Source organism: Mycobacterium senriense, assembly GCF_019668465.1.
GTDB lineage: Bacteria > Actinomycetota > Actinomycetes > Mycobacteriales > Mycobacteriaceae > Mycobacterium > Mycobacterium senriense.
In genome coordinates, this window is sequence record NZ_AP024828.1 from 2140505 (window position 1) to 2165040 (window position 24536).

Here is a 24536-nt window from a genome sequence, read left to right on the forward strand (position 1 = left end):
CGCCCCGAAAGCGGCCTCACCGCTCCCATAGACCCGAGTCGCGGATCACCTCGGCGAGCGGCTCCAGCACGGCCGGGTCGTGCGGCGGCGGCAGGTAGACGATGCCCAGATCCAAGCCTTCGGCGGCCAGCCCGGCGGCGTCCGCGATGACCTTCCCGTAATCGAGATCCGGCTCCAGCCGCAGGTGGGCCGAGAGTGTGATCTCCTTGGGGTCGCGGCCGATGTCCGCGCAGTGCGAGGCCAGCACGTCACGCTTGTGGGCGAACACGTCGGGGGGGCCACCCACGAAATTCCAGTGCTGGGCGTAGCGGGCGGTGATCCGCAGGGTGCGCTTCTCCCCACTACCGCCGATGCAGATCGGCGGATGCGGCCGCTGCGGCCCCTTGGGCTCGTTGCGGGCACCCTTGAGCTGGTAGAACTTTCCGTCGAAATCAGTGGTCTCCTGGCTGAGCAGGCTGGTCAGCACCTCGCACGCCTCCTCGAAGCGGTCGAAGCGTTCCCTGATGCTGCCCAGCTCGATGCCGTAGGCCCCGGACTCCTCCTCGTTCCAGCCGGCGCCGATCCCCAGCTCGAGCCGCCCGTTCGAAATGATGTCGAGGGCGGCCGCCATGTTGGCCAGCACCGCGGGATGGCGGTAGTGGATCCCGGTCACCAGGGTGCCCACCCGCAGCCGCTTGGTGGCCTGCGCGAGCGCGGTCAACGTCGTCCAGCCCTCCAGGCAGGGCCCGCTGCTGTCGGAGAAGATCGGATAGAAGTGGTCGAAGGTCCACCCGGACTCGTAGACCTCGATGTCATCGGCCGCTTGCCAGACGGCCAGCATCTGTGCCCAGGTGGTGTTCTGCGGAGAAGTCTTGAACGCGAATCGCATGCCACCGACGTTAGTCGATGTTTATGAAGGGCAACTAAACTCGGGCGGCGATGACTTCTGGCTCCCTCGGAATAGACACCAAGATCACCGTGCTGGCGGCCGGCCTGATCTTCCTGCTCGCGCTGATCCTGGGCGTGTGGAAATACCGCGAGATGATGACGGCCGAGAACCACCTTGCGCATCCCTACGTGGACATCGCCCACCGGGCGGCGCTGCTGTATTCGTTCGCGACGCTGCTGCTCGCAGTCTTCGTGCAACTGAGCGCCTGGCCGGTGTGGGTGAACCTGACGGCCGCCGGCGTGGTCGTCTTCTTTTTCGTGGCGGCCATCCTGGCCTACATCTACCACGGGGCGCGACGCGACACCGTCAACCAGTTCGAAAACGCCGACCGGAGCATCGCGGTGGCGATGGCGTTGCTGATCGCCGGGGAGATCGGCGGGTTCGGTGTGCTGCTCGCCGGGTTCGTCGCCGGGCAGCTGTTGTGAGCCGGGCGGGCACACTGGAGTCATGGATCCGGTAGCGGCGTTACGGCAGATCGCCTACTTCAAGGACCGGAGCCGCCACGACCCCAGGCGCGTGATGGCGTATCGCAACGCGGCCGACATCATCGAGGGACTTGACGAGGCGAGCCGGGAGCGGCACGGCCAGGCCAACAGCTGGCAGTCGTTGCCGGGCATCGGTCCCAAGACGGCCAAGGTCATCGACCAGGCGTGGTCCGGCCGCGAGCCCGATCTGCTGGTCGAACTCCGGTCCAGCGCCGAGGATCTCGGTGGCGGCGACATCCGCTCCGCGCTGCGCGGCGACCTGCATCTGCACTCCAACTGGTCCGACGGCTCGGCGCCGATCGACGAGATGATGGCGTCCGCCGCGGCGCTGGGGCACGAGTACTGCGCGCTGACCGACCATTCGCCGCGGCTGACCATCGCCAACGGCCTCTCGCCGGAGCGGTTACGCAAACAGCTTGACGTGATCGACGGCCTGCGGGAGAAGTTCGCGCCGATGCGCATCCTGACCGGGATCGAGGTCGACATCCTCGACGACGGCAGCCTCGATCAGGAACCCGAGCTGCTGGAGCGCCTCGACGTGGTGGTGGCCAGCGTGCATTCCAAGCTGTCGATGGACGCCCCGGCGATGACCCGGCGCATGCTGCGCGCGGTGGCGAATCCGCACGCCGACGTGCTGGGTCACTGCACCGGCCGGCTGGTCTCGGGAAATCGCGGCATCCGGCCGGAATCCAAGTTCGACGCCGAGGCGGTGTTCACCGCGTGCCGCGAGCACGGCACCGCGGTGGAGATCAACTCCCGGCCCGAGCGCCGCGATCCGCCGACCCGGCTGTTGAACCTGGCGCTCGAGATCGGGTGCGTGTTCACCATCGATACCGACGCCCACGCGCCCGGCCAGCTGGATTTCCTGGGTTACGGCGCCCAGCGCGCGTTGGACGCGGGCGTCCCCGTCGACCGGATCGTGAACACCTGGCCGGCGGACAAGTTGCTGGAGTGGACGGGGACGAACTGACCACGCTCGCGAGCCGGCTGGAATGCACGCTTGACGGCCGCGATCAACGAGTCCCGTGGCGGCCGTTGTTGAGACCCGCAGAAATGGCAAGCCCCGCAAGGCCCCCGACCGCTGCGAAGGTTCCGCCGACAAAGGCCTTGGCCATGTCCCGCATCGACGCTTCAGCGGCCCCCGGAAGCGAGGTCAGCCAGACTGCGGCGTCGTCGCGTTCGTTGTTGCCATACACCCGCACCGGGCACGGCATCCATGCCCCGATGCCGCGTGCCGGCGCCCGAATCCAACCGATGTCGCTCACGACGGCGCAACCATCGAGCCGCCGCACGTAGTCCAGTCCAAGTCGCGTGTCCGCCCACAATGCACCCGGCGTGATCCGCTCGAAGCCTGGGCCGAATTGATACAACAGCCGCATCCGGGCTCCTGTGCGCCGCGCGCGATCTACCAGCGGCGCAAAGACCCGATCGTAATCTGCCGCCGTCACCGTGCCGACGGCCTCCAGTCCCTGGATGCCATCAGGCAAACTCGTAAGTTCTATCAGCACTACGGCCTTCACTGTCGATCGCGAGATGCCGTACCGGTGATGGCGAGGGCGCCCAGGCACAAGCGACCGGCACGGATCAATCTCCTAGTGCAACTATTGCCTAGTGCTACGGTAGCGTACGCGCTTCGGGCTGGATAGGTGCGCGCTACGCCGCGGGCCTGACCCGGCGGCGGGGAGCAGCGGCATGGCGGCTGGTGCCAATTAGTCGGGCAGGTGCGGCACTTCGAAGCCCCCGTCGCGGCCCAGCAGCACCGCAGGTGTGAGCGCCGACTTGCCGTAGCGGCGGCGCACTCGGTCGATGGCCGCGTCGATGTCGTCGCCCGGCACGCGATGCTTCGGCTCGCCGAAGGGCAGCATCAGCTGCTGGGAGCCGCTGCGGTCGATGCCCGACACCGCGAACCCGACCAACGTCAGGCCGCGCTGCGCGATGAGCGGTGCCGCGTCCGCGACCAGCCGGCGCGCGGCGGCCAGCAGGGGTGCGGTGGACGACGTGGCCCACGGCAACGTGTGCGACCGGGTCACGCGGCCGAAGTCGGCGAAGCGCAGCCGCAGCACCACCGTGCGACCGGTGCGCCCGGCGGCGCGCATGCGGCCGGTGATGCGGTCGATCAGGTTGACCACTACGGCGTCGATCTCGTTGGGCGACATGGTGTTTCCGGCGCGGCCGAGCGCCCGCTGCGCGCCGACGGATCGGCGACGGACCCCGCTGGTCACCCGCCGGCGGTCGATATTGCGCGACAGCGCGTACAGCTGGCGTCCCATCGCACCGCCCACCATGGAGCCCAGCGCGGACTCGCTGAGCTCGGCGACGTCGGCGACGGTCACGATGCCGTGCGCGCGCAGCTTCTCGGCGGTCACCGCGCCCACACCCCAGAGCCGGCGCACCGGCAGCGGCCGCAGGAAGGTCAACTCCCTATCGGGCGGCACCAGCAGCAGCCCGTCCGGCTTGGCCTCCTGGCTGGCGACCTTGGCGAGGAATTTGGTGCGGGCCACGCCGACGGTGATCGGCAGCCCGACGCGGTCGCGCACGTCCACCCGCAGCCGCTCGGCGATCGCGACCGGCGTGCCGCTGACCCGGCGCAACCCGCCGACATCGAGGAAGGCCTCGTCCACCGACAGCGCCTCGACGATCGGGGAGCAATCCCGGAACACGTCGAAGACGGCGTCACTGGCGTGCGAGTAGGCGCTCATCCGCGGGGGCACCACGACGGCCTGCGGGCACAACCGCCGGGCTTGGGATCCGCCCATGGCGGTGCGTACGCCGTAGGCCTTGGCCTCGTAGCTCGCGGCCAGCACTACACCGCCGCCCACGATCACCGGCCGGCCACGCAACGTCGGGTCGTCGCGCTGTTCGACGGACGCATAGAACGAGTCGAGGTCCGCGTGCAGGATGGACGCATCGCACCGCACGAACATATGTTCGCATAGGGCGCCGACAAGCGGCTGTCAGCATGCCTCGCCGTACACGCTGCTGACCCAGATGTGCACCAGCGTGTCGAGCAGCTGCTCGCTGGGCACCGACGGTCGCCCGTCAGCGAACGCGCTGAGCATGACCTTTTCGTTGAGCAGGTTCAGCGCAGCGGACAGGTGGTGGGCCGGCAGCGTCACCGGCGCCGCGCCGCGGGCGCGTTCGGCTTCGATCACGGTGGTGATGTGGTCGACCCATTTCTGCATGAATCGCGACCACAGGTCGTCGACATCCTTGTTGCTGCGCGCGGCCTCGGCGGCCAGTGACACCGCGCGATGCGCCCCGAAGGTCTCGACGAAGACGTTGATCCCGATGCGCCACAACGCTTTGAGGTCGGCGGGTGGGTTGGCGACCAGGGTCTCCAGCGCGGAGTCGGCCTCCATGATCACGCGCTCGAAGAGGGTGAGCAGCACCGCGTCCTTGGACGGGAAATAGAAGTAGAACGTCGGCCGGGAAAGGCCGGCGCCCTTGGCCAGGTCGTCGACGGAGATGTCGGCGAGCGGGCGTTCCCGCAGCAGCTGTTCGGCGGTGGACAGGATGGCCAGTTCGCGGTCGTCGCCGGACGGGCGCGCCGAACGCCTGCCCCGGTGGGTGCGGGCCGAACCGACGCTAGTCACGGCCACTACTTTACACGTTGTCGAAAGTTCCGACACCGTGTTGACTGGCTCAACACGGTGTTGATAGCGTTGCGGTCATGACTGAGCATCTTGACGTCCTCATCGTGGGCGCCGGTATCTCTGGCGTGAGCGCGGCCTGGCACCTGCAGGAACGCTGCCCGACAAAGAGCTACGCCATCCTCGAACGCCGCGCCGACCTGGGCGGCACCTGGGACCTGTTCAAGTACCCGGGCATTCGGTCGGACTCGGACATGTTCACCCTGGGCTTCCGGTTCAAGCCCTGGCGCTCGGCGAAGTCGATCGCCGACGGGGCCTCGATCAAGGCCTACATCAGGGAGACCGCGGTCGAGAGCCAGATCGAGCCGAAAATCCGCTACCGGCACCGGGTGGTGGCCGCCGACTGGTCCGACACCGACAACCGCTGGACCGTGACCGTCGAGAGCGACGGCCAGCAGAGCGAGATCACGTGTTCGTTCCTGTTCGCCTGCACCGGCTACTACAACTACGACGAGGGGTTCTCGCCGACCTTCCCGGGCTCGGACGACTTCGGCGGAACCATCGTCCACCCGCAACACTGGCCCGAGGACCTCGACTACGCGGGCAAGCGGATCGTCGTCATCGGATCCGGTGCCACCGCGATCACCCTGATTCCGGCCCTGGTGAATTCGGGCGCGGGTCATGTGACGATGCTGCAGCGCTCACCGACCTACATCGGATCGCTGCCCGGGGTCGATCCGTTCGCCGAGAAGGCCAACCGGCTGCTGCCCGAGCGCCTGGCGCACATGGCCAACCGCTGGAAAGCCATCGCGTTCAGCACTTTCCAGTACCAGCTGTCCCGCAAGGCCCCGGGCTACATGCGCAAGACGTTGATGACGATGGCGCAGCGGCGGCTGCCGGAAGGCTACGACGTCGAAAAGCACTTCGGCCCGCGCTACAACGTCTGGGACGAGCGGCTGTGCCTGGCCCCCGACGGCGACTTCTTCCGGACCATCCGGCACGGCAAGGCCGACGTCGTCACCGACACCATCGACCGGTTCACCAAGACCGGCATCAAGCTGGCCTCGGGCGAGGAATTGACCGCCGACATCATCGTCACCGCAACGGGATTGAACATGCAGCTGCTGGGCGGCGTGAAGCCGACCCGCAACGGTGAGGTCGTCGACCTGACCTCACTGATGACCTACAAGGGCATGATGTTCTCCGGCATGCCGAACTTCGCCATCACCTTCGGCTACACCAACGCGTCCTGGACGCTGAAGGCCGACCTGGTCTCCGAGTTCGTCTGCCGGTTGCTGAACTACATGGACGCCAACGGTTTTGACTTCGTGGAGCCGCAGCATCCGGGCAAGGACGTCGACGAGCTGCCCTTCATGGACTTCACCCCCGGCTACTTCCGGCGTTCGATGCACTTGCTGCCCAAGTCGGGGTCGCGTGCACCGTGGCGGCTCAAGCAGAACTACTTCATCGACATGCGCACGATCCGGCGCGGCAGGGTCGACGACGAAGGCTTGAAGTTCGCGAAAAAACCTGCCCCGGTGGCGGTTTAACGGATCACTCGGCCGCGGCGACGACGACGATCCCGTCGTCGTCGCTGTAGGCGATCTCGCCCGGCGCGAACGTCACCCCGCCCAGGGTGACCTCGACGTCGCGCTCGCCGGCACCGGTCTTGCTGCTCTTGCGGGGATTGGTGCCCAACGCCTTGACGCCGATGTCCATGCCGCGCAACGTGGCCGAGTCGCGCACGGCGCCGTTGACGATGAGCCCCGCCCAGCCGTTGGACCGGGCCAGCTCGGCGATGACGTCGCCGACCAGCGCGGTGTGCAGGGAGCCGTCGCCGTCGATGACCAGGACCCCGCCGCTGCCCGGTTCCGAGAGCACCGATTTCAGCAGCGCGTTGTCCTGAAAGCAACGTACGGTGCTGATCGGACCGGCGAATTCGGCCCGCCCGCCCAACTGGCGGAATTGCACGTCGCAGCTGCGTACGTCGGGACCGATGCTGTCTACGAGGTCGGCCGTCGGCCGGAAAGACACCGTCACTTCTGACACGTTAACGCTTGCCGCTCAGCGGCGACGCAGCTGGCGGATCAGCAGGATGGCCAGCAGGCTGACGGCCAGGGCAACGATCAGCGGCACCGGAGATTGGCCCACCGCCGGACCCGGGACCGCGGGAGAGACCGGATTGTTGGCGGCCTCCACGGTGGACTTCGCCTGTGCGGCAGCATCTTTGGCGGCGGCGGTCAGGTCGCCGTTGCTTTCCGCCCGCTGCTGCACGTCGAGCGGTTGCGCGGCCGGTTGCCCGGGTGGTTTCGGGGGCGTGGGCTCGGCGTTCTTTACCGGCACCTTCTTGGCGGGTGCCTTCTTGGCCGGCGCCTTTTTGGCGGGCGCCTTTTTCGCAGGTGCCTTTTTGGCCGGCGCTTTCGCGGCCTTTTTCGCCGCGTGGGCGGGCGGCTTCTTCTCCGGCGGGGTGCCGGTGCCGTCGGGTGCGCTGTTCGTTGGGTCCTGCGGGTCTGCCATGCGGCCGCTCCTCGAGCTTCCTCTGTCGTCTTTCCCCTAGCTCAGTGGGTTCAAGGTCCCATCATGCCAGGGCGCGTTGCGGCGCCTCCGTCACCGGTCGCCGGCTCCGCTCTTACCGCCTGCGCCGCGCCCCCCACCACGCGCCGCCGGCGACGACGGCCACCGCGACCACCACGAATGGCCAGATCGGGAGCGGGCCGCCGCCGTCCGGGCCGGCCGCGGGTGGACCGGGCGTGCCGGTGCCGGGCACCGTGAGCCGAAAGGACCAGGATCCGGACACCACGTGGCCGTCCGCGGAGGTGACCCGGTAGTTCACCGTGTACGTCCCGGCCGGCCCGAGCGCACGCAGCGCGATGCCGACCACCGCGCCCTGCACCGTCGGCTCTCCGGTGGACCACACGTTGCCGTCGGGCCCGACCACCGTCATGGCCGCGAACGTGGTTTGCAACTGCTCGTTGAATGTGGCGCTCACCCGCTGCGGGCCGGCCGCGAGCACCGCATCGGCCGCGGGATCGGTGGCGACGCGGGTGGCGTGCGCCCCCGCGACCGGCGCGGTCAGCGTGGCGATCACGAACATGACGCCCACGCACGCGCCGAGCGCCAGCCGCCTCATGTCCGTCGGCGGATCAGTGCGATCGCGACGCCGGCGGCGGCGACCACCAGGGCCGCGCCACCCAGCAGCCGGGCGGCGTTGTCGGCCGCATTCGACCGTGCGGCGGCCGGCGCGGGCGACCCGTGGTGTTGGTGGGGGCCCGAGGGGCCGGTGGCGAGGGCGAGCATGGGCACCGGGTGCTCCGGCTCGCTCCCGTCTGGCAGCGGCGGCTGGTCCCATTTCACGACGGTTCCGTCGGCGTAGGTCTGCGCGGCGGGGAAGCTGACGGTGTCGGCGTCGGGCAGCTTCACCGACAGCCGGAACAGCCCGAATTGATCTGGCCCGATCCCGCCGGTGAGGTTGGCGGTCCACGTCACCGAACGCACGGTGCCGGCCGCGGCGTCCCGGTCGAGTTTGGCCGTCCAGCCCGGCAGGCTTTCGGTGCGCGCCGATGCGACGTTGGGAAGCGTGACGGTCAGCGCGGTGGTGAGCGCCCCGGTGTTCGATTCGTTGGGCACCTGGAATGTGACGATCGCCATGGCTCCGCGTATCGCGTTGTCGCTGCTGGCGTGCACGTGCGCCCAGGCGGCAGGGGTCTGGGCCGCCGATCCGAGATAGAGAGCGACGGCCGCGGTGAGTGCGATCAGGGTGCGCGAGAACCACCTGCTGTGGATTGCCATGCCGGGGCGCTGCCTTCCGTACGGGTGATCAGCTCAGGCCGAGGCGGGCCATTAAATCCGCCTCGATCCCGTCCAGCTGCGACGAGATCGCGGCGTGGGCCGCGCGCCGCCGCGCGGCCGGCATGTTCTCCGCGGCGGTGATCGCCGCCGACAGATCGGTGAGCCGTTCGGCGATGGCGGAGACGAATTGCTTGGTCTCGGCGTCCTTGGGCTTCTTGTCCTGCACCATCCGCAGCGACTTCTCCGCCCCGGCGATGCGGGCCGACAGCTGGGCCCCGTGGCCGGAGAACTGGCCGATCTGGGCCAGCGGAATGCCCAGCTGGTCGGCACGACGCTGATCGATCAGCGCGCGGGCCGCGACGGCCGCCCGGTAGATGAGCGGGGTGAGGATCGGCGCGAGCAGCCGAGACACCGTCAACACCCGGCGGATTCGTGTCGGTGAGAAGATCTTGCCCTCCCGCGCGGCTTTGAGTTCGGCCTCAGCGACTTTCAGTGCGTTGCGGTCGCTGTCGCGTTGGGCCTTCATGTGCGCGCGCAGCGCCTTGCTCTCCGCCCGTTGGGCGGATTTGGCGCGGCGGACCTCGTTTTTCGCGGCCAGCTTGGCCTCGAGCTTCGCGCGGGCCTTGATCGCACGGGCTTCAGCGCGACGCGTCGCGCGGCTCTTTCGCTTGCGGAACAGGCCCATTCCCGGCCGCCTCCCGGTTATCTCGTGGACTATCGCTCTCGCGGTTGCGCGATCCGCTGAGCCAACCCTAATCGGAAGGGGCGGGCGGCAGCCCTCCAGGGCAGACCCGGCGGCTGGTGTCGGGCGCGGACGTCAGGCGTCTAAGTGCTCGGCCCGACGCAACTCGTTGACCCGCTCCATGACCTCACGCTGCGCCTCGGGGGACAGCTCGGCCGCGCGCACCGCGATGCGGCGCACATTGTCGTCGCGCGTCGTGGCCAGCCACGACAATTCCTTGTCGAGCTTCTCGTAGTACTCGTCGTCGGTGAAGTAGGCCGACTTGATCCGGAAGAAGTTGGCCAGAGCGGCCATAGTCGCCGTCGACGGGTTGGTGCGGTTGCCGGAACGCAGCTGGGAGAGGTAGGGAGCCGACATCGTTATGCCCTCCGCCTTGAGCGCCGCGATCACTTCCGCGGAGGTGTGCGGCCCGCGTCCGGGCGGATACACCGTGTCGAACAGGCGGTTCAGGCGAGCAGCGAACGTCGTGCTCATTGATATGACCTCCACTGGGCTGTAGAAGTGAACTATTACCTAGGTGTATTTGCTGATCATGGTAGCGAGGCTCGGTGACCGTAACCAGGTGCAAACCCCAGGGGATTCCCGACCGGCATAGCTGACGCACGCCACCTCCCCACTTGACGAGCGTCTAACTGATTCGCTGGGGTGTCCACTAAATCAATGAAACTCACAGGTTATACGCAGAATTGGACGTGGTTTCCGAAGTGGCGGGCGGATGGCCGGCTGACGGGAACGATAATATGCCGCGCCGAACTGGGAAAGCGCACCGCAACGGGTCGGCGAGCCCAGCCGATTTAGCACCCCCTTTGCTGCCGAGTGCGAAAGTGGCGCAGTTGGCCGCCGCGCTGCCCGGCGGACGGCTCCCGGACACCAGCGGTCGAGGCGCGATTAACTTAGCCGGTTCGCGGTGGTCCGGCGCCGATCGGCGGTGACGGTTCTGCGGCCCCGCCGCGTCTGGGTGACCGCGATTGCGGCAACGGTCATCGCCACGGCGACGGTCGCGGCGACGGCCACCCAGCGCCAGCCCAAGGCGCTGTCGAACAGCATCCACAACCCGAACGTCAGGAACAGCAGGCTGGCGGCGACGTGCAGCAGTTTTTCGGGCAGGCGCCGATGCAGCAGTCGTCCCGCAGCGATCGCCAAACCGTCGGCCAGCACCATGCCCAGTGTCGAGCCGATCCACACCCCCACCCAGTCGTGGTGGCTGGCCAACGTCACCGTCGCCAGGGCGGTCTTGTCGCTCATCTCGGCGAGCGCGAAAGACGACACCACGGTGAGGAAGGCGAATCGCGGTTCGCGCGGCTGCGACACCGTCTCGTCGGTGGCCGCGCCCTCCCGCCAGGCCCACACCGCGAACGCGAGGAAGGCGAGGGCGGACGCGAAGGCCAGCGGCCGGGCCGGCAGGGCGGCGCCCAGGAAGTGCCCGATCGTCACGGAAACCCCATGCACCGTGAACGCGGCGAGCGCCACCCCGGTCAGCACCACCCACCACCGGTAGCGCAGGGCGTAGGTCATGGTGATCAGCTGGGATCGGTCACCGAGTTCGGCGACGAACACCACTCCCAGGGTCAACAGGGTGGCGGCGAGCATGTCGGGTGACCTTTCGACGCGTCGTCGACGACCGCGGAAGTCGTCGAACTCCGGCCGAAGGTCTCGCCCACCGGGTGAACCGGTTCGCCGGCCGGGCTGTGCGCCAGTATGTCGACTCGACGATTGGGGGCTACTCCCCTTCGCTAACGGTCCCAGATTAATGGGCCCATTCGGCGTCCGCCAGCGCGGCAACGGAGTTCGGTCGGCCGCATTTCTGGGATTTGAGACCCGAACTGCGTTAGGGCATTTCAGTTATGCGGCGAGCAGCATTGCCAATATTGCCGTATCGGGGTGGCTGATCGGGTCGACACCGACCCGGCTCACCATCGAGGTAATGGTGCCGTCGGCTTCCGCTTCCACCCACGCCGCGCGATGCTCGAGTCCGAGATAGGGCAATCCGGGCAGCAACACGCATCCCGATGCCGCCCCGTTGCATTCCGGCAGTGACGGCGTGGTTTCCGAGGGCGGGTGCAACATGAGTAATGCCGGCGGCTGGTGCTCTGCGAAATAGCCCGGCTGAATGGCTGATTCACCGAAAACCGTGCCCTCGGCGAGCACCAGTCCCACCGTGCCCGGCTCAGGCTCGTCCGGTAATTCCTCGCGGGCTCCGAAGACCGTTGTGGTGGAGAGCAATCCGGGCAAGGACGCGATCCGGACCGCGACCATGAGCAGCTGGGCCCATTCTTTGGTCGAATCGGGCCACCGGCCGGAGATCACGAATCCTTTCAAGACACCACGTGAATGGAACGGGGAAACCCCGATTGGCCGATCCGCCCCTGTTTCCATTACGACCTCCGCGCGACGCCTCCGCTTGGAATAACCACACTGGTAAGTCCGAATAATTAAGCATGCCTGCGGTTTAGGCGCCGTGCAACATCGACACGGTCGGTGGCGCAAACGTTGTAGCACGGTCGATCAAGGTTCAGACAAACGACGGGGGCGCCGCGCAACTCGCGCGACGCCCCTGCCGATCGAAATGAAAGTCAGCCGAAAATCAGACCCTGGGTTTTCGAGGTCGCGGCCGCGTACCGCTTCTGCACGTCCGCCCAGTTGACGACGTTCCAGAACGCCTTGACGTAATCAGCCTTGACGTTCTTGTACTGCAGGTAGAACGCGTGCTCCCACATATCCACCTGCAGCAAGGGGATGATGCCGAGTGGAACGTTGGCCTGCTGGTCGTACAGCTGGAAGGTCAGCAGTCGGTTGCCGAGGGTGTCATAGCCCAGCACCGCCCAGCCCGAGCCCTGCAGCCCGTTGGCGGCCGCGCTGAATTGCGCGCGGAATCGGTCGAAGGATCCGAATGCGTCGTCGATCGCCGCGGCCAATTCGCCGGTCGGCTTGTCGCCGCCGTCCGGCGACAGGTTCTTCCACCAGATCGAGTGGTTGACGTGGCCGCCCAGGTGGAAGGCGAGGTTCTTTTCGTTCAAGAAGATTGCAGCGTGGTCCTCGTTGGCGCGGGCCTCTTCGAGTTTGGACAGAGCGTCGTTCACGCCTTTGACGTAGGTGGCGTGGTGCTTGGTGTGGTGGATCTCGTTGATCTGCCCCGAGATGTGCGGTTCCAACGCTGCGTAGTCCCAGTCCAAGTCGGGCAGGGTGTATTCAGCCACGGCATTCCTTTCTTCGATTATCGTCTTGACGCTCAGTCGCGCGGGGTCGCCTCACGGCGGCCAGCCGTTATCAACCCTGCTCCATGACTGCGCGCTCCGCAAGAACGACCCTTGCGAGCCGGACCGCGGATACCCGCTCAGCGGCGTTTCAAGACAAGACGATGACCGCGAGCACCGCGAGCAACGCCAGGGCGATTAGCCCTGCGCGCAACGCGGCGATGCTGTAGCTGTGATTCCACGCCGGCGAGCCGCAGTACGACTTCGACGGGCCCGGTGAACCCGGACCGAATGAATGCGTGGCCATCAATCGCCTTCCACCCCCCGGTCACCTCGCGTCAGTGAGGTGTGTCACAAACAGCTTTCGCGAACGCGATCATAGCGCTTTGCGGCGAGGGTTGAGAAATAAGGCGCTGAACTGGGGGTTGGCGTTATGGCAGGGCTTGACGGCCGATGCAGCCGGGGTAGAGACCTGGACCGGAGGCGCGACCGGTGAGGTGGTTAGAGAGGCAATCCATTTCGCTCAATGGCCGGTTACGGGCTGTCGATGGCATGCCCGCAATCCCGGGGTGTTATCCACAGTCACACCACGGTCAGCTGCCAGAGGCTGTATTGATGCGTTCTGTACCCACTGGGTGCATGTGGATAAACCTGTGGAAACTGTGGATAGTATTTGCCGCCCCCGCCGGTTGCCGAGCCCGCTCGAACGGTCGGCGATTTGCGGGTCCGCGCGGCCGGCGGCCCGTGCGCCTCGGCCCGCGTCGGGACGGCGTTAGTCTGGTCCGGTGATCCAGGTGTGCTCCCAGTGCGGCACGCGCTGGAACGTGCGTGACCGACAACGAGAATGGTGCCCCCGCTGCCGCGGGGCCCTGATGGCGCCCGCGCCGGACGCCCCGCCGGCCGACCCGCGATGGGGTGCGCCCGGTGCTCCGACGCAGGTTCGCCGCTCGTCGACGCCGGGGTGGCAGCGCACCCCGCCGCGACTGCCGCCCGGTTACCGCTGGATTGCGGTACGGCCGGGCGCCGCGCCGCCGCCGCGGCGCGGACGCCGTCCCCTCGGGCCCACGCCGCGCTACTCCGTCATACCGCGGTGGGGCTTGGCCGACCGCGTCGAGCAGCCGCCCGCGGTCGCGGAAGCAGCCGCGCATCCGGGGCCGCCGGCGCAGCTCGTCCGCACCACGTCCTTCGTCAGCGTGCTGGTGCTCGCCATCGCCGCCCTGGTGTACGTCGTGCGGTATGTGCTGCTGGTGGTCAACCGGAACAGCCTGCTGAACACGTGGGTGGCCCTCGGAGCCGACTGGCTCGGCGTGCTCGCCAGCGTGGGCGCGGGGGCCGCGGTGATCGCCTCCGGCGTGGCGCTGATCCGCTGGATGATCGCCCGCCGCGCCGCCGTGTTCGCCCATCACGGCCTGCCCGAGCAACGCTCCACGCGCGCGCTGTGGGCCGGCTGCGTGGTGCCGCTGGCCAACCTGCTGTGGACCCCGGTGTATGTGATCGAGCTGGCGCTGCTCGAAGAGCACTATGCCCGGCAGCGGGGCAGCATCCTGCAGTGGTGGGGCGCGTGGGTGTGCAGCTACGCCGTGTCCATCGCGGCCATCGCGACCAGCTTCGCCACCGACGCCCAGGGCATCGCCAACAACACCGTTTTGATGGTCTTCGCGTATCTGTTCGCGGCCGCCACGCTGGCCGCCGCCACCCGCGTCTTCGAGGGATTCCAGCGCAAACCCGTCGCCCGGCCCGCGCATCGCTGGGTCGCGCTTCCCGACGACGGGCGCTTGGCCCCGGCGTCGGCCGCCCCAGTTGAGTTGAAGGGGCAGGACCCGGCAGCATAGGGGTATGACGTGGGCCGACGAGGTGCTCGCCGGGCATCCGTATGTCGTCGCCCATCGCGGCGCGTCGGCCGCGCGGCCCGAACACACGCTGGCCGCCTATGACCTTGCGCTGAAAGAAGGCGCCGACGGCGTGGAATGCGATGTGCGGTTGACCCGTGACGGCCATCTGGTGTGCGTGCACGACCGCCGGCTGGACCGCACCTCGACCGGCGCCGGCCTGGTCAGCACGATGACCCTCGCCGAATTGCGCGAGCTCGAATACGGGGCGTGGCACGACAGCTGGCGAGAAGACGGCGCGCACGGCGACACCAGTTTGTTGACGCTGGACGCGCTGGTGTCGCTGGTGCTGGATTGGCATCGGCCGGTGAAGCTGTTCATCGAAACCAAGCACCCGGTCCGGTACGGCTCGCTGGTGGAAACCAAGCTGCTCGCGTCGCTGCATCGGTTCGGCATCGCCGCGCCGGCCTCGGCGGACCGGTCCCGCGCGGTGGTGATGTCGTTCTCGGCGTCCGCGGTCTGGCGGATCCGGCGAGCCGCGCCGCTGCTGCCGACGGTGCTGCTCGGCAAGACCGCGCGCTATCTGACCAGTGGTGCACCCACCGCCATCGGCGCCACCGCCGTCGGGCCCTCGCTCACCACGCTCAAGGAATATCCCCAACTCGCCGACCGGGCCATCGCCCAGGGCAGGGCGGTCTACTGCTGGAATGTCGACGACTACCAAGACATCGATTTCTGCCGCGATGTCGGGGTGGCCTGGCTCGCCACCCACCACCCCGGCCGCACCAAGGCCTGGCTGCAGGACAACCGCGCGGGCGACGGCGGCGGTTAGGCCGACCGCTATTGCTGCTCGTCCGATGTGGCCGGGGGTATGGGAGCGTCGGACGCCAACGACTGGAACAACTGCGCGGCCTCGGTGTGATTCCACACCACCACCGAGCCGGCGTCACCGCTGGTGAACTGGCCGATCGGGACGGTCATGGTGGTTGTCGACCCGTGTAGGGCATAGCCGAGCCGGGCCAGATCCCAGACGTGGTCACCCCGGTCGACGGTCAGGGCGTCGGCGGCCGCCCGCGGCACCGAAAACCAGCGCCACGGATTGAGCCAGACCGCCGGACTGGCGGCCCGATGCAGCAGTGCCGCCACGAACTGCCGTTGATTGACCATCCGGTCCAGGTCCGCCCGCGGCGTGTCGCGGGACCTGACGTAGCCGAGCGCGTTGCGGCCGTTGAGGGTTTGGCAGCCCGCCGGCAGCTCGATGCCGGCCAACGGGTCGTTGAACGCCGTCTTCGGGCACACCGTCACCCCGCCCAGCGCGTCCACCAGCGCGGCGAACCCGCCGAACCCGATCTCGGCGTAGTGGTCGAGGCGCAGCCCGGTGGCCTGTTCCACCGTCTGGACCAGCAATTGCGCGCCGCCGATCGCGAACGCGGCGTTAATTTTGTCCTTGCCGTGCCCCGGGATCGGCACGTAGGAATCGCGCGGTATCGACACCATGGTCGTCGGCACCCCGGCGCCGACGCCTGACACGTGAACCAGCAGGATCGTGTCGGTACGGCCATTACCGACGTCGCCTCCGGTGGCCAGATCCTGCTGCTGCTCGACGCTTAGCCCCTGGCGGCTGTCCGACCCGACGATCAGCCAATTGGTGCCCTGGCCGGCTGCGGGGCGGTCGGGATAGTCGGCAAGCACCTGCTCGCGGTGCAGTTTGTTGTCGAACCAGACCGCCTCCGCGACGATGCCCGCGCCGATCAGCAGGAGGCCCACCAGCAGGACCGACACCACCGTGCGGGCCCGGCGGAGCCCGCGCCGCCTGCGGGATGCGCGTGGCGCCTGCGGCCGGGGCGGCGGAATCCGGGACCCCGGGGCGACGGCTGCTGCGGGCGTTGGTTGGTGCAGCGGCCGGGTCTCCGCGGTCGGCGATACCGGCGGGCCCCCCGGGCGGCGGATCACCTGCGGCGGCTCGGGACGCGGTTGCCCGGGGCGCGGCGGTGCGGGCGGGCTCCCACCGGGAGGCCGCCGGCGTTGCGATGAGCGATCGCCGTTCACCCGGCTAACGTACGTGCCCGGCGCTCCGCCGAGCCGGTACGGCGCGATCCGGGCTAGCCGCGCGCGCGAAGTCCGTTGATGAACGGGCAACCCATCAGTACCCGGATGGCCTGGCTGAGGCCGGTCATGTCGTCGACCGGTTTGTGGAAGGGCAGCCGGACGTCGTGATCGCGGTCGTCGCCCTCGACGCGGAACCGGACGCCGTAGCGGTCCAGGCCGAGCGGTCGCACGAGGCCGCGTCGCAGCGGCGCCGGAAGCCTGGACACCAGCCGCGCCAGGACATCGCTGTGGGCGCTGTCCAGGTGCCACAGCAGGCTCGACTCGAGCGCGCAGAACGGGTCGGGCCGGGCATCCAGTAGGTCGCCCACGCTAACCGGCTCCGCGCCGGTGGCGTCGGTGACGACCACCGAGGCGATCTCGAGCCGCAGCAGCGTGTAGCGCGGTTCTTCGCCGTCGGCGGGCGCCCAGCGCGGGGTGTCGACGCCAAGCAGCGCCGGATTCGGGCATTCGGCGGCGATCAGGTCGAGCGTGTCAAGGATCTCGCTGCGGTGCACCTCCTCGAGCTGCCCGCGCACCCAGACCAGCGACCGGACCGGTTCGCGCAGCGGAAGCGGCGCGTAGTCGGTCAGCTCCAGCAGCGCCTGGGATCCCGAAATGGGCCGCGCGAGCTCACCTGCCCGTTCGACAGGAACCGCCAGCGCGACGGATCCGTCGTCCATCAAATGATGCACCGGGGTGGCGACCGGGTCGTCATGCTCGATGGCCAGCAGCGCGCCACTGGCGCGGACACAGGCGCTACGAATTCGTTCGGCGGTGGTCGGGGCCGGGCAATTCAGCGGTAACACCATTCTCATCCTTCGATTAGGTAAGCCTAAGTTAACTCGCGGGCGCCGGCGTCGCAAGCGTCTTCTGGACCGCACGCCGCTAGGGTTGGGACGTGACCCGCATCGCTTACCTCGGTCCGGAGGGGACTTTCACGGAGGCGGCGCTGCGACAGATCACCGCCGCCGGCCTGGTACCCGGGCAAGGCGGCGCAGTGGAACCCTTGCCCGTCGACAGCACCTCCGCGGCCCTGGACGCCGTGCGCGACGGCGCCGCCGACCACGCCTGCGTCCCGATCGAGAATTCGATCGACGGTTCGGTGACGCCCACCTTGGACAGCCTGGCCATCGGATCACCCCTGCAGGTTTTCGCCGAGACCACGCTGGACGTCATGTTCAGCATCGTCGTCAAACCGGGCCGCAGCGCGGCGGACGTGCGGACGCTGGCGGCCATCGGTGTGGCGGCGGCCCAGGTGCGACGGTGGGTGGCCGCCAATCTGGCCGACGCCAAGCTGCGGCCCGCGTACTCCAACGCCGACGCCGCCCAGCAGGTGGCCGAGGGACACGCCGACGCCGCGGTGACCTCGCCGCTGGCCGCCACCCGCTGGGGGCTGGACACCCTGGCCGAAGGTGTCGTCGACGAATCCAACGCCCGCACCCGCTTCCTTCTGGTCGGTCGGCCGGGGCCACCGCCGGCCCGCACCGGAGCCGACCGCACCTCGGTGGTGCTGCGCATCGACAACGCGCCCGGCGCGCTGCTGGCCGCGCTCGCCGAATTCGCCGTCCGTGGCATCGACCTGACGCGCATCGAATCCCGGCCGACCCGAACGGGACTCGGCACCTACCGGTTTTTCGCCGACTGTGTCGGCCACATCGACGACGATGCCGTCGCCGAGGCACTCAAGGCGCTGCACCGTCGTTGTGCTGATGTGCGATATCTGGGGTCGTGGCCCACCGGCTCACCCGCCGGGGCGTTGCCGCCGTCGGCCGACGAGGGCGCGCGCTGGCTGGCGCAGCTGCGGGACGGGCAGCCCGACGAGCGGGGGTCGCAGGGGTGAGCGGTCGGTTGATCCTGGTGCGACACGGCCAGTCATTCGGAAACGTCGAGCGCCGGCTCGACACACTCCCGCCCGGGGCGGAGCTGACTCCGTTGGGCCGCGACCAGGCCCGCGCGTTCGCTCGCGGGTCGGGGCGGCCGGCGATGCTCGCGCACTCGGTGGCCACCCGGGCCCGGCAGACCGCCGCCGTGATCGGGGGCCAGGTCGAGATGCCGCCCATCGAGGTGGCCGGCGTCCACGAGGTCCAGGTCGGGCGGCTGGAAAACCGCAACGACGACGACGCGGTCGCGGAGTTCAACGCGACCTACGAGCGTTGGCACCGCGGCGAACTCGACGTCGCGCTGCCCGCCGGCGAAACCGGCAACGACGTGCTGGACCGCTACGTCCCGGTGCTCACCGACCTGCGCCTGCGCTATCTGGACGACCACGACTTCCACGGCGACATCGTTCTCGTCAGCCACGGCGCGGCGATCCGGCTGGCCGCCGCCGTGCTGGCCGGCGTGGAGGCCGACTTCGCGCTGGACCACCACCTGGACAACGCCCAATCGGTGGCGTTGACGCCGATCACCGACGGGCGGTGGAGCTGCGTGCGCTGGGGAACCTTGACGCCGCCGTTCTACCCGGAGGAAGAGGCGACCCCGGTGGCGGACGCGGTGCGGTCAAGCACCGACCCGATGGGCTGACCTCTCGGTCAGACGGCCAGCGCGATTACCTCGGTGCATATGCAGCCGACGGCGTCGCAGTCGATGACGAAGGCGTGCGGCAACAACTCAGGGGTGAAGCAGTCCGGCTCCGTGCATTCCGACCGGTGCAGTGCGTGGCGAATAATGGTGCCGTGACAGTGATCTAAGCCTGCCCGGCAGTCGCGGCAGTCAATGCTCATAGGTGAGTTCATAGCACCCGGCGCGGACAAATCCGGGATGCCGCGCCCGGAAATCCGGCGGCGTGGTCCTCAGGCCCAGCCCAGCTCGTGCAGCCGGTCGTCGTCGATGCCGAAGTGGTGGGCGATTTCGTGGATCACCGTGATGGCCACCTCCTGGACGACCTCGTCCTCCGATTCGCACACGTCCAGCAGCGCCTCGCGGTAGATGGTGATGGCATCCGGCAACGAGCCGGAGTAGTCGGAGTCGCGCTCGGTCAGCGCCACCCCCTCGTACAGCCCGAGCAATTCGGCGTCCTCGGGATGGCGGTCCTCGACCAGCACGACGACGTTGTCCATGGCGGCCGCGAGCTCGGGCGGGATCAGGTCGAGGGCGTCGGAGACCAGTTCGTCGAAGCGCTGCGGATCCATCCGCACGGACACCCGCCTAGCCTCCCGGCGGTGCCTCGGCGGGCGGTGCCTCCGGGGCAGGATTCGCCGGTGGCGGAGGCGGCGGCGGGGGCGGAGGCGCCGGCGCCTCGGGTGCCGGATTGGCCGGCGGGGCGCCGTTATCCGCCGGCGGTGGCGCCTGCTGGGCGGGCGCCTGTTGCTGCGGCGCCTGCTGCTGCGGTGCCTGCTGGGGCTGCGGAGCCGGCTGCTGCCCGGGCAGGTGCTGGTTGTTCGGCGGGATCTCCGGGGCCGAACCCGTGGCGGCACCCGAGCCGGACTGGCTGGACGGCGACTGCGCCGGGGCTTGCAGCGGAATCGGCGGCATGGTGAGCCGCTCTTCCGGAATGTCGGGCGGCGCCACCGGCGGTTGACCGTTGATCAGCAGCTGTCCCTTGGCGCTGTTCAGCAGGGTGGCCCAGCCACCGTTGCCCAGTGTCGCGCCGATGCTGCACGCCACCTCGCGGCTGCCCGCCGTCCAACTGGCCAGCGGCACCGTCGGGTAGATCAGCGTCAGGGTGGTGGTGCGCAGCTTGACCGGCGCCAGGTACGCGTCGGTCATCTTGGTGCACGAGTCCTTGATGAAGCCGTCCTGGTCAGGCTCGGCGGGCAGGGCGCCGGGGAACTTCTCGGCCAGGTTCACCGTGCCGGTGACCTCCATCGCGTGCGGCGCCGCGCAGTCGACCGGCGCGTCGGTCGGCTGGTTGGTCGCCGAATCGATGCCCAGGCACGTGCCGGCCGGCCATACCTTGGACTGGTCGACGTCGGCGACCTTGCCCTTGAACGGCTGCTGCTGGTTGTTCATGCCGGGTAGCTGCAGGCCGCACAGCATGCGCCGATCGCCGGATTGGCGCCAGGCCCGGTCACCGGGCCACAGCAGGCTGACGGTGAACCGGCTGTTCGGGTCGAACTTGGCGCCGAGGTAATTGCGGACGGCCGCCTCGCACTGCTCCTGGGTGATCTGCTGGATGCGCGCGGGCGTCGGGGGCGCGGCGCTGGGCCCGTACTCAGACCCCGGGAACGTCCGCATGTCAATGGATTCGGCGACCTCGAACTTGTGGTCGTCGCCGCAGTTGACGATCCGCGCCGACTCGGGGGTGGTGTCCGGCCACATCAGGCACTCGCCGGGGGAGGCTCGGTTGAAGGCTGCGTCGCTCTTGGTACCGGTGCTGCGCACCGGGCTGCTGTCGAGGAACCGCCCCGGCCCGGTACCACCGACCGGGATCGCGGTGACCAGCCCGGCGATCAACAGGCCGCCGAGCGCGGTCAGCAGCAGCGCGCGCCGGGTCGCCCGGGCCTGCAGGCTGCGCGGCCACAGGAACGCGGACGGCTGTTGACCGGACGACTCTTCGGTCGAGGCGGCGGACGACTCGACCACCCGACCTTCCCGGGCTTCCGAAAGTTCCTTCTCGGGCGCTTGCGACATCCGCTCCATTCTGACAGCAGCACCTGAGACGCGTGACAAAAGTTACTGATGTGAGTCCTGCGGTCAGCAGCGGTGGATGCGCCGCCAGCCGGCGGGGAGCGGTGAAAGTAGTCTCAGGGCCGTGATCGACCTGAAGCAGCTCCGGGAAGACCCCGACGTCGTGCGCCGCTCCCAACTCAGTCGTGGCGAGGACCCGTCGCTGGTGGACGCCCTGCTGACCGCCGACGCAGCCCGCCGGGCCGCGATTTCGTCGGCCGACTCCCTGCGGGCCGAGCAGAAGGCCGCCAGCAAGAGCGTGGGGGCGGCGTCCCCCGAGGAGCGCCCGGCCAAGCTGGCGCGCGCCAAGGAACTGGCCGAGCAGGTGAAGGCCGCCGAGGCCGCCCAGGTTGAAGCCGAGGCAAAGTTCACCGCGGCGCACATGGCGATCTCCAACGTCGTCATCGACGGCGTGCCCGCCGGTGGAGAGGACGACTACGCCGTCCTCGACGTGGTCGGCGAGCCCGCGGCGATCGCCAACCCGAAGGACCACCTGGAGCTCGGCGAATCGCTCGGGCTCATCGACATGCAGCGCGGGGCCAAGGTGTCCGGGTCGCGGTTCTACTTCCTGACCGGCAAGGGCGCACTACTCCAGCTGGGCCTGTTGCAGCTGGCGTTGCGGCTGGCCGTCGAGAACGGCTTCGTCCCGATGATCCCGCCGGTGCTGGTGCGGCCGGAGGTGATGGCCGGCACCGGATTCCTGGGTGCGCACGCCGAGGAGATCTACCGGGTCGAGGCCGACGACCTGTACCTGGTGGGCACCTCGGAGGTGCCGCTCGCGGGCTATCACTCCGACGAGATCCTGGACCTGTCCGGCGGACCGCTGCGGTACGCGGGATGGTCGTCGTGCTTCCGCCGCGAGGCCGGCAGCTACGGCAAGGACACCCGCGGCATCATCCGGGTGCATCAGTTCGACAAGGTCGAGGGCTTCGTCTACTGCACACCCGCCGACGCCGAGGCCGAACACCAGCGGCTGCTGGGCTGGCAGCGCGAGATGCTGGCCCGCATCGAGGTGCCGTACCGGGTGATCGACGTCGCCGCGGGCGATCTCGGCTCGTCGGCCGCGCGCAAATTCGATTGTGAGGCTTGGGTTCCCACGCAGGGCGCCTATCGCGAGCTGACGTCGACGTCGAACTGCACCACATTCCAGGCCCGCCGGCTGGCTACCCGGTATCGCGACGCGGCCGGCAAGCCGCAGACCGCCGCCACGCTCAACGGCACGCTGGGCACCACGCGGTGGCTGGTGGCGATCCTGGAGAACCACCAGCTGCCCGACGGCAGCGTGCGGGTGCCCGAGGCGCTGGTGCCGTTCGTCGGCGCCGAAGTGCTGGAGCCCAGCGGCTAGAACGCCTTGTCGGCCAGCCGGCCGGGTGTGTGCCCGAACGCTCGCCGGTAGCTGTCGATGAAGGCACTCGGTGTGGCCCAACCACATTCGGCCGCCACCGACGTGACATCGCGCCGTTCGGCGAGCAGCACCAGGGCGTGTTGCAGCCGGACCTGGGTGCGCCACTGCGGGAACGTCATCGCCAGCTCGTCGCTGAACAGGCGACTCAGCGTGCGCTCGCCGACGCCGACCCGGTTGCCAATCTGCCGCAGCGTCAACGACTCTCGCAGGTTATCGACGATCAACGCGCAGGCTTGACGCAGCCTGCCGTCGACCGGGGTGGGAATCCACAACGGCTCGCCGACGCCGGTCTCCTGTAACTGATCGTGCAGCACGGCCAGCATCCGGTGATGCTCGTCGGTGTCGGTGCCATCGGTTTGCGAACACGCGATGATCAGTTCGCGCATCAAGGGATTGACCGCCAGCACGGCGGGCGCCGCGGGGCCGCGGCGATAGCGGCCGGGGTCCAGCGCGACGCCATGAAACTGCGTGGTGCCGTGGAACTTGTGTTCGTGCCAGCAACCCGCCGGTATCCAGATGGCACGATTCGCCGGCGTGATCCACGTGCCCGCCGGGGTGGTCACCGAGACCGCGCCCGACGACGGGTAGACGATCTGGTGCAGGGGATGCCGGTGCCGGTCGATCTGCGCCCCCGGCGGCAACGTCCGCGACGACGTCGCCGGCCCGTGATGGCTGAATTCCGACATATCTAGGCAGGATAGCGGAAGCCCGCAGTGCCGGGGCCGGATAGCGTTCTGGTTGACCCACGGAAAGGCGGGATCACCATGGCGATGAATCTCCTGCACCGACGCCGGTGCAGCTCAGCGGGCTGGGAGAAGGCGGCGGCCGATCAGCTGGTGCCCTGGGCGCTGCGAGGCGTCGAATTAGGCACGCGCACCTTGGAAATCGGCGCCGGATACGGGGCGACACTGCGCGCCCTGCTCGAGCGCACCGCATCGCTGACCGCGGTCGAAGTGGACGCCGCGATGGCCGATCGCCTGCAGGGCCTGTATGGCGACCGGGCGCGCATCATCCATGGCGACGGCGGCGAAACCGGTTTGCCCGCAGACCATTTCACCTCCGTGGTGTGCTTCACGATGCTGCACCACGTTCCGCGCTCCGAGTTGCAGGACCGCCTGTTCGCCGAGGCGTTCCGGGTGCTGCAACCCGGAGGGGTGTTCGCCGGCAGCGACGGCGTCCCGTCGTGGGCATTCCGGCTGATTCACATCGCCGACACCTACAACCCGATCGCGCCGGGCGACCTCCCGGGGCGGCTTCGAGCCGCGGGATTCGACGACGTCCACACCGACGTCAGGGGCGGCAGGCAGAAGTGGCGTGCCATTAAGCCGCTCGGCTAGGCGTTGACCGTCGCGCGGTCCCGTTCGTGCCGGCGTTGGCGTTCCATGGTCGCGAAGTAGAACGCGAACGCGAACGCGAAGCTGGTGAAAAGGCTGGACACGAAGTACAGCCACGGGTGGCGCAGACCGCGGCGGTAGCCGTCCACGATCGTAAAGAGGGGTAGCAGAACAACATTGGCGATCGTGTAGTCCTGGCTGGCCGAGCTGGCGGCCGGGTTGGTGAACATCAGCTTGATGTACTCGACCCAGCTGCCGTGTTCGCCCCAGAGCGGGTTGCTGGATCCGTGGGCGTACTGCTGGACGAAGGTGACGTTGAAATACCAGCCGAGGGCGACCGACGCGATGCCGACGACGTAGTACACGACTTCCATGGGCGAGAAGAGCGGGCCGTCGGCCGGCCGGGCGAAGACTCCTCTGTTGGCCATGACGATCCAGCCGATGACCGCCAGGCCGAGTACCGCGTGGGTGAGTAGCGAGACCATGGGCGCAGTCTCACCCCCGGCACAAAGTTTTGTCAATATTGACACAACAAGCGCAGTGG

General features: G+C 68.7%; 29 protein-coding genes and 1 pseudogene. 9 read left to right on the plus strand and 21 right to left on the minus strand.

Annotated features, from left to right (window positions below; genetic code table 11):
* Positions 1-16: 16 nt before the first annotated feature.
* Positions 17-868 (minus strand): LLM class F420-dependent oxidoreductase, encoded by an 852-nt coding sequence (locus tag MTY59_RS10180; protein WP_221045526.1) that lies wholly within the window; start codon positions 866-868, stop codon positions 17-19.
* 50 nt (positions 869-918) lie between these two features.
* Here MTY59_RS10180 and MTY59_RS10185 point away from each other — a divergent pair, with 50 nt between their 5' ends.
* Entirely contained in the window at positions 919-1353 is a 435-nt protein-coding gene (locus MTY59_RS10185) for a hypothetical protein (RefSeq protein WP_221045527.1), read from the plus strand.
* Positions 1354-1375: 22 nt separating this feature from the next.
* Complete coding sequence (locus MTY59_RS10190; protein ID WP_221045528.1) at positions 1376-2383, plus strand: PHP domain-containing protein; 1008 nt, start codon at positions 1376-1378, stop codon at positions 2381-2383.
* Between the two features lie 43 nt (positions 2384-2426).
* Here MTY59_RS10190 and MTY59_RS10195 read toward each other — a convergent pair whose 3' ends face one another.
* From MTY59_RS10195 to MTY59_RS10205, 3 genes are all read right to left on the minus strand, one after another.
* Positions 2427-2900 (minus strand): SpoIIAA family protein, encoded by a 474-nt coding sequence (locus MTY59_RS10195; RefSeq protein WP_250160795.1) that lies wholly within the window; start codon positions 2898-2900, stop codon positions 2427-2429.
* A gap of 222 nt (positions 2901-3122) precedes the next feature.
* Positions 3123-4337 carry a DNA polymerase IV gene (gene dinB, locus MTY59_RS10200; RefSeq protein ID WP_221045529.1) on the minus strand — a complete coding sequence of 405 codons (1215 nt, stop codon included), beginning with the start codon at positions 4335-4337 and terminating at the stop codon, positions 3123-3125.
* A 30-nt stretch (positions 4338-4367) separates the two neighbouring features.
* Positions 4368-5012: a TetR/AcrR family transcriptional regulator gene (locus MTY59_RS10205; protein WP_415822750.1), complete on the minus strand. Its 645-nt coding sequence runs from the start codon at positions 5010-5012 to the stop codon at positions 4368-4370.
* 71 nt (positions 5013-5083) lie between these two features.
* On the opposite strand from MTY59_RS10205, the gene MTY59_RS10210 reads away from it, so the two are divergent.
* Positions 5084-6553: a flavin-containing monooxygenase gene (locus MTY59_RS10210; protein WP_221045531.1), complete on the plus strand. Its 1470-nt coding sequence runs from the start codon at positions 5084-5086 to the stop codon at positions 6551-6553.
* Positions 6554-6557: 4 nt separating this feature from the next.
* Here the strand turns inward: MTY59_RS10210 and rraA are convergent, their stop codons facing one another.
* The 10 genes from rraA to MTY59_RS10260 form a co-directional block, all read right to left on the minus strand.
* Positions 6558-7043, minus strand: coding sequence for a ribonuclease E activity regulator RraA (rraA, locus tag MTY59_RS10215; protein ID WP_221045532.1), 486 nt, complete (start codon positions 7041-7043; stop codon positions 6558-6560).
* Positions 7044-7067: 24 nt separating this feature from the next.
* A complete protein-coding gene (locus MTY59_RS10220; protein ID WP_221045533.1) occupies positions 7068-7520 on the minus strand; it encodes an Rv3852 family protein in 453 nt (150 codons plus the stop codon).
* Between the two features lie 112 nt (positions 7521-7632).
* Positions 7633-8133 (minus strand): copper resistance CopC family protein, encoded by a 501-nt coding sequence (locus MTY59_RS10225; RefSeq protein ID WP_221045534.1) that lies wholly within the window; start codon positions 8131-8133, stop codon positions 7633-7635.
* Positions 8130-8792, minus strand: a complete 663-nt coding sequence (locus MTY59_RS10230) for a YcnI family copper-binding membrane protein (protein WP_221045535.1) — start codon at positions 8790-8792, stop codon at positions 8130-8132. The genes MTY59_RS10225 and MTY59_RS10230 overlap by 4 nt, the downstream gene beginning before the upstream one ends.
* Before the next feature lie 28 nt (positions 8793-8820).
* Positions 8821-9477, minus strand: a complete 657-nt coding sequence (locus MTY59_RS10235; RefSeq protein ID WP_221045536.1) for a DUF6474 family protein — start codon at positions 9475-9477, stop codon at positions 8821-8823.
* A gap of 132 nt (positions 9478-9609) precedes the next feature.
* Entirely contained in the window at positions 9610-10008 is a 399-nt protein-coding gene (locus MTY59_RS10240) for a transcriptional regulator (protein ID WP_221045537.1), read from the minus strand.
* A 414-nt stretch (positions 10009-10422) separates the two neighbouring features.
* The gene (locus tag MTY59_RS10245; RefSeq protein ID WP_221045538.1) at positions 10423-11124 is read right to left on the minus strand and encodes a TMEM165/GDT1 family protein; all 702 of its coding nucleotides are present in this window, start codon (positions 11122-11124) and stop codon (positions 10423-10425) included.
* A 252-nt stretch (positions 11125-11376) separates the two neighbouring features.
* Entirely contained in the window at positions 11377-11910 is a 534-nt protein-coding gene (locus MTY59_RS10250) for a peptidase (protein WP_221045539.1), read from the minus strand.
* Positions 11911-12107: 197 nt separating this feature from the next.
* Positions 12108-12731 (minus strand): superoxide dismutase, encoded by a 624-nt coding sequence (locus MTY59_RS10255; RefSeq protein WP_221045540.1) that lies wholly within the window; start codon positions 12729-12731, stop codon positions 12108-12110.
* Between the two features lie 148 nt (positions 12732-12879).
* On the minus strand, positions 12880-13035 hold the full coding sequence (locus MTY59_RS10260) for a hypothetical protein (RefSeq protein ID WP_165762711.1): 156 nt from the start codon (positions 13033-13035) through the stop codon (positions 12880-12882).
* A gap of 478 nt (positions 13036-13513) precedes the next feature.
* Here MTY59_RS10260 and MTY59_RS10265 point away from each other — a divergent pair, with 478 nt between their 5' ends.
* The gene (locus MTY59_RS10265; protein ID WP_221045541.1) at positions 13514-14560 is read left to right on the plus strand and encodes a DUF4328 domain-containing protein; all 1047 of its coding nucleotides are present in this window, start codon (positions 13514-13516) and stop codon (positions 14558-14560) included.
* Positions 14561-14564: 4 nt separating this feature from the next.
* Positions 14565-15389 (plus strand): glycerophosphodiester phosphodiesterase, encoded by an 825-nt coding sequence (locus MTY59_RS10270; RefSeq protein WP_221045542.1) that lies wholly within the window; start codon positions 14565-14567, stop codon positions 15387-15389.
* A gap of 8 nt (positions 15390-15397) precedes the next feature.
* On the opposite strand, the gene MTY59_RS10275 is transcribed toward MTY59_RS10270, so the two are convergent.
* Entirely contained in the window at positions 15398-16606 is a 1209-nt protein-coding gene (locus MTY59_RS10275; protein WP_250160796.1) for an LCP family protein, read from the minus strand.
* A gap of 53 nt (positions 16607-16659) precedes the next feature.
* Complete coding sequence (locus MTY59_RS10280) at positions 16660-17454, minus strand: DUF2470 domain-containing protein (protein ID WP_221045544.1); 795 nt, start codon at positions 17452-17454, stop codon at positions 16660-16662.
* 89 nt (positions 17455-17543) lie between these two features.
* Here MTY59_RS10280 and pheA point away from each other — a divergent pair, with 89 nt between their 5' ends.
* Positions 17544-18485 (plus strand): prephenate dehydratase, encoded by a 942-nt coding sequence (gene pheA / locus MTY59_RS10285; protein WP_221045545.1) that lies wholly within the window; start codon positions 17544-17546, stop codon positions 18483-18485.
* Positions 18482-19168 (plus strand): histidine phosphatase family protein, encoded by a 687-nt coding sequence (locus MTY59_RS10290; protein ID WP_221045546.1) that lies wholly within the window; start codon positions 18482-18484, stop codon positions 19166-19168. Before pheA ends, MTY59_RS10290 begins: the two co-directional genes overlap by 4 nt.
* Before the next feature lie 8 nt (positions 19169-19176).
* On the opposite strand, the gene MTY59_RS10295 is transcribed toward MTY59_RS10290, so the two are convergent.
* The 3 genes and pseudogenes from MTY59_RS10295 to MTY59_RS10305 all read right to left on the minus strand — a co-directional run bounded on the left by MTY59_RS10295 (position 19177) and on the right by MTY59_RS10305 (position 21226).
* Positions 19177-19368, minus strand: coding sequence for a hypothetical protein (locus MTY59_RS10295; RefSeq protein WP_221045547.1), 192 nt, complete (start codon positions 19366-19368; stop codon positions 19177-19179).
* A pseudogene (locus MTY59_RS10300) lies at positions 19369-19788 on the minus strand (metallopeptidase family protein); the annotation flags it as partial.
* A gap of 4 nt (positions 19789-19792) precedes the next feature.
* Positions 19793-21226, minus strand: a complete 1434-nt coding sequence (locus tag MTY59_RS10305; RefSeq protein ID WP_221045549.1) for a septum formation family protein — start codon at positions 21224-21226, stop codon at positions 19793-19795.
* 112 nt (positions 21227-21338) lie between these two features.
* Between MTY59_RS10305 and serS the strand changes: the two genes are divergently transcribed.
* Positions 21339-22598 (plus strand): serine--tRNA ligase, encoded by a 1260-nt coding sequence (serS, locus tag MTY59_RS10310; RefSeq protein WP_221045550.1) that lies wholly within the window; start codon positions 21339-21341, stop codon positions 22596-22598.
* On the opposite strand, the gene MTY59_RS10315 is transcribed toward serS, so the two are convergent.
* Positions 22595-23344: an AraC family transcriptional regulator gene (locus MTY59_RS10315; RefSeq protein WP_221045551.1), complete on the minus strand. Its 750-nt coding sequence runs from the start codon at positions 23342-23344 to the stop codon at positions 22595-22597. The genes serS and MTY59_RS10315 overlap by 4 nt on opposite strands.
* Positions 23345-23422: 78 nt before the next feature.
* On the opposite strand from MTY59_RS10315, the gene MTY59_RS10320 reads away from it, so the two are divergent.
* On the plus strand, positions 23423-23995 hold the full coding sequence (locus MTY59_RS10320; protein ID WP_221045552.1) for a class I SAM-dependent methyltransferase: 573 nt from the start codon (positions 23423-23425) through the stop codon (positions 23993-23995).
* Here the strand turns inward: MTY59_RS10320 and MTY59_RS10325 are convergent.
* A complete protein-coding gene (locus MTY59_RS10325) occupies positions 23992-24477 on the minus strand; it encodes a DUF2834 domain-containing protein (protein ID WP_221045553.1) in 486 nt (161 codons plus the stop codon). The genes MTY59_RS10320 and MTY59_RS10325 overlap by 4 nt on opposite strands.
* Positions 24478-24536: the final 59 nt, after the last annotated feature.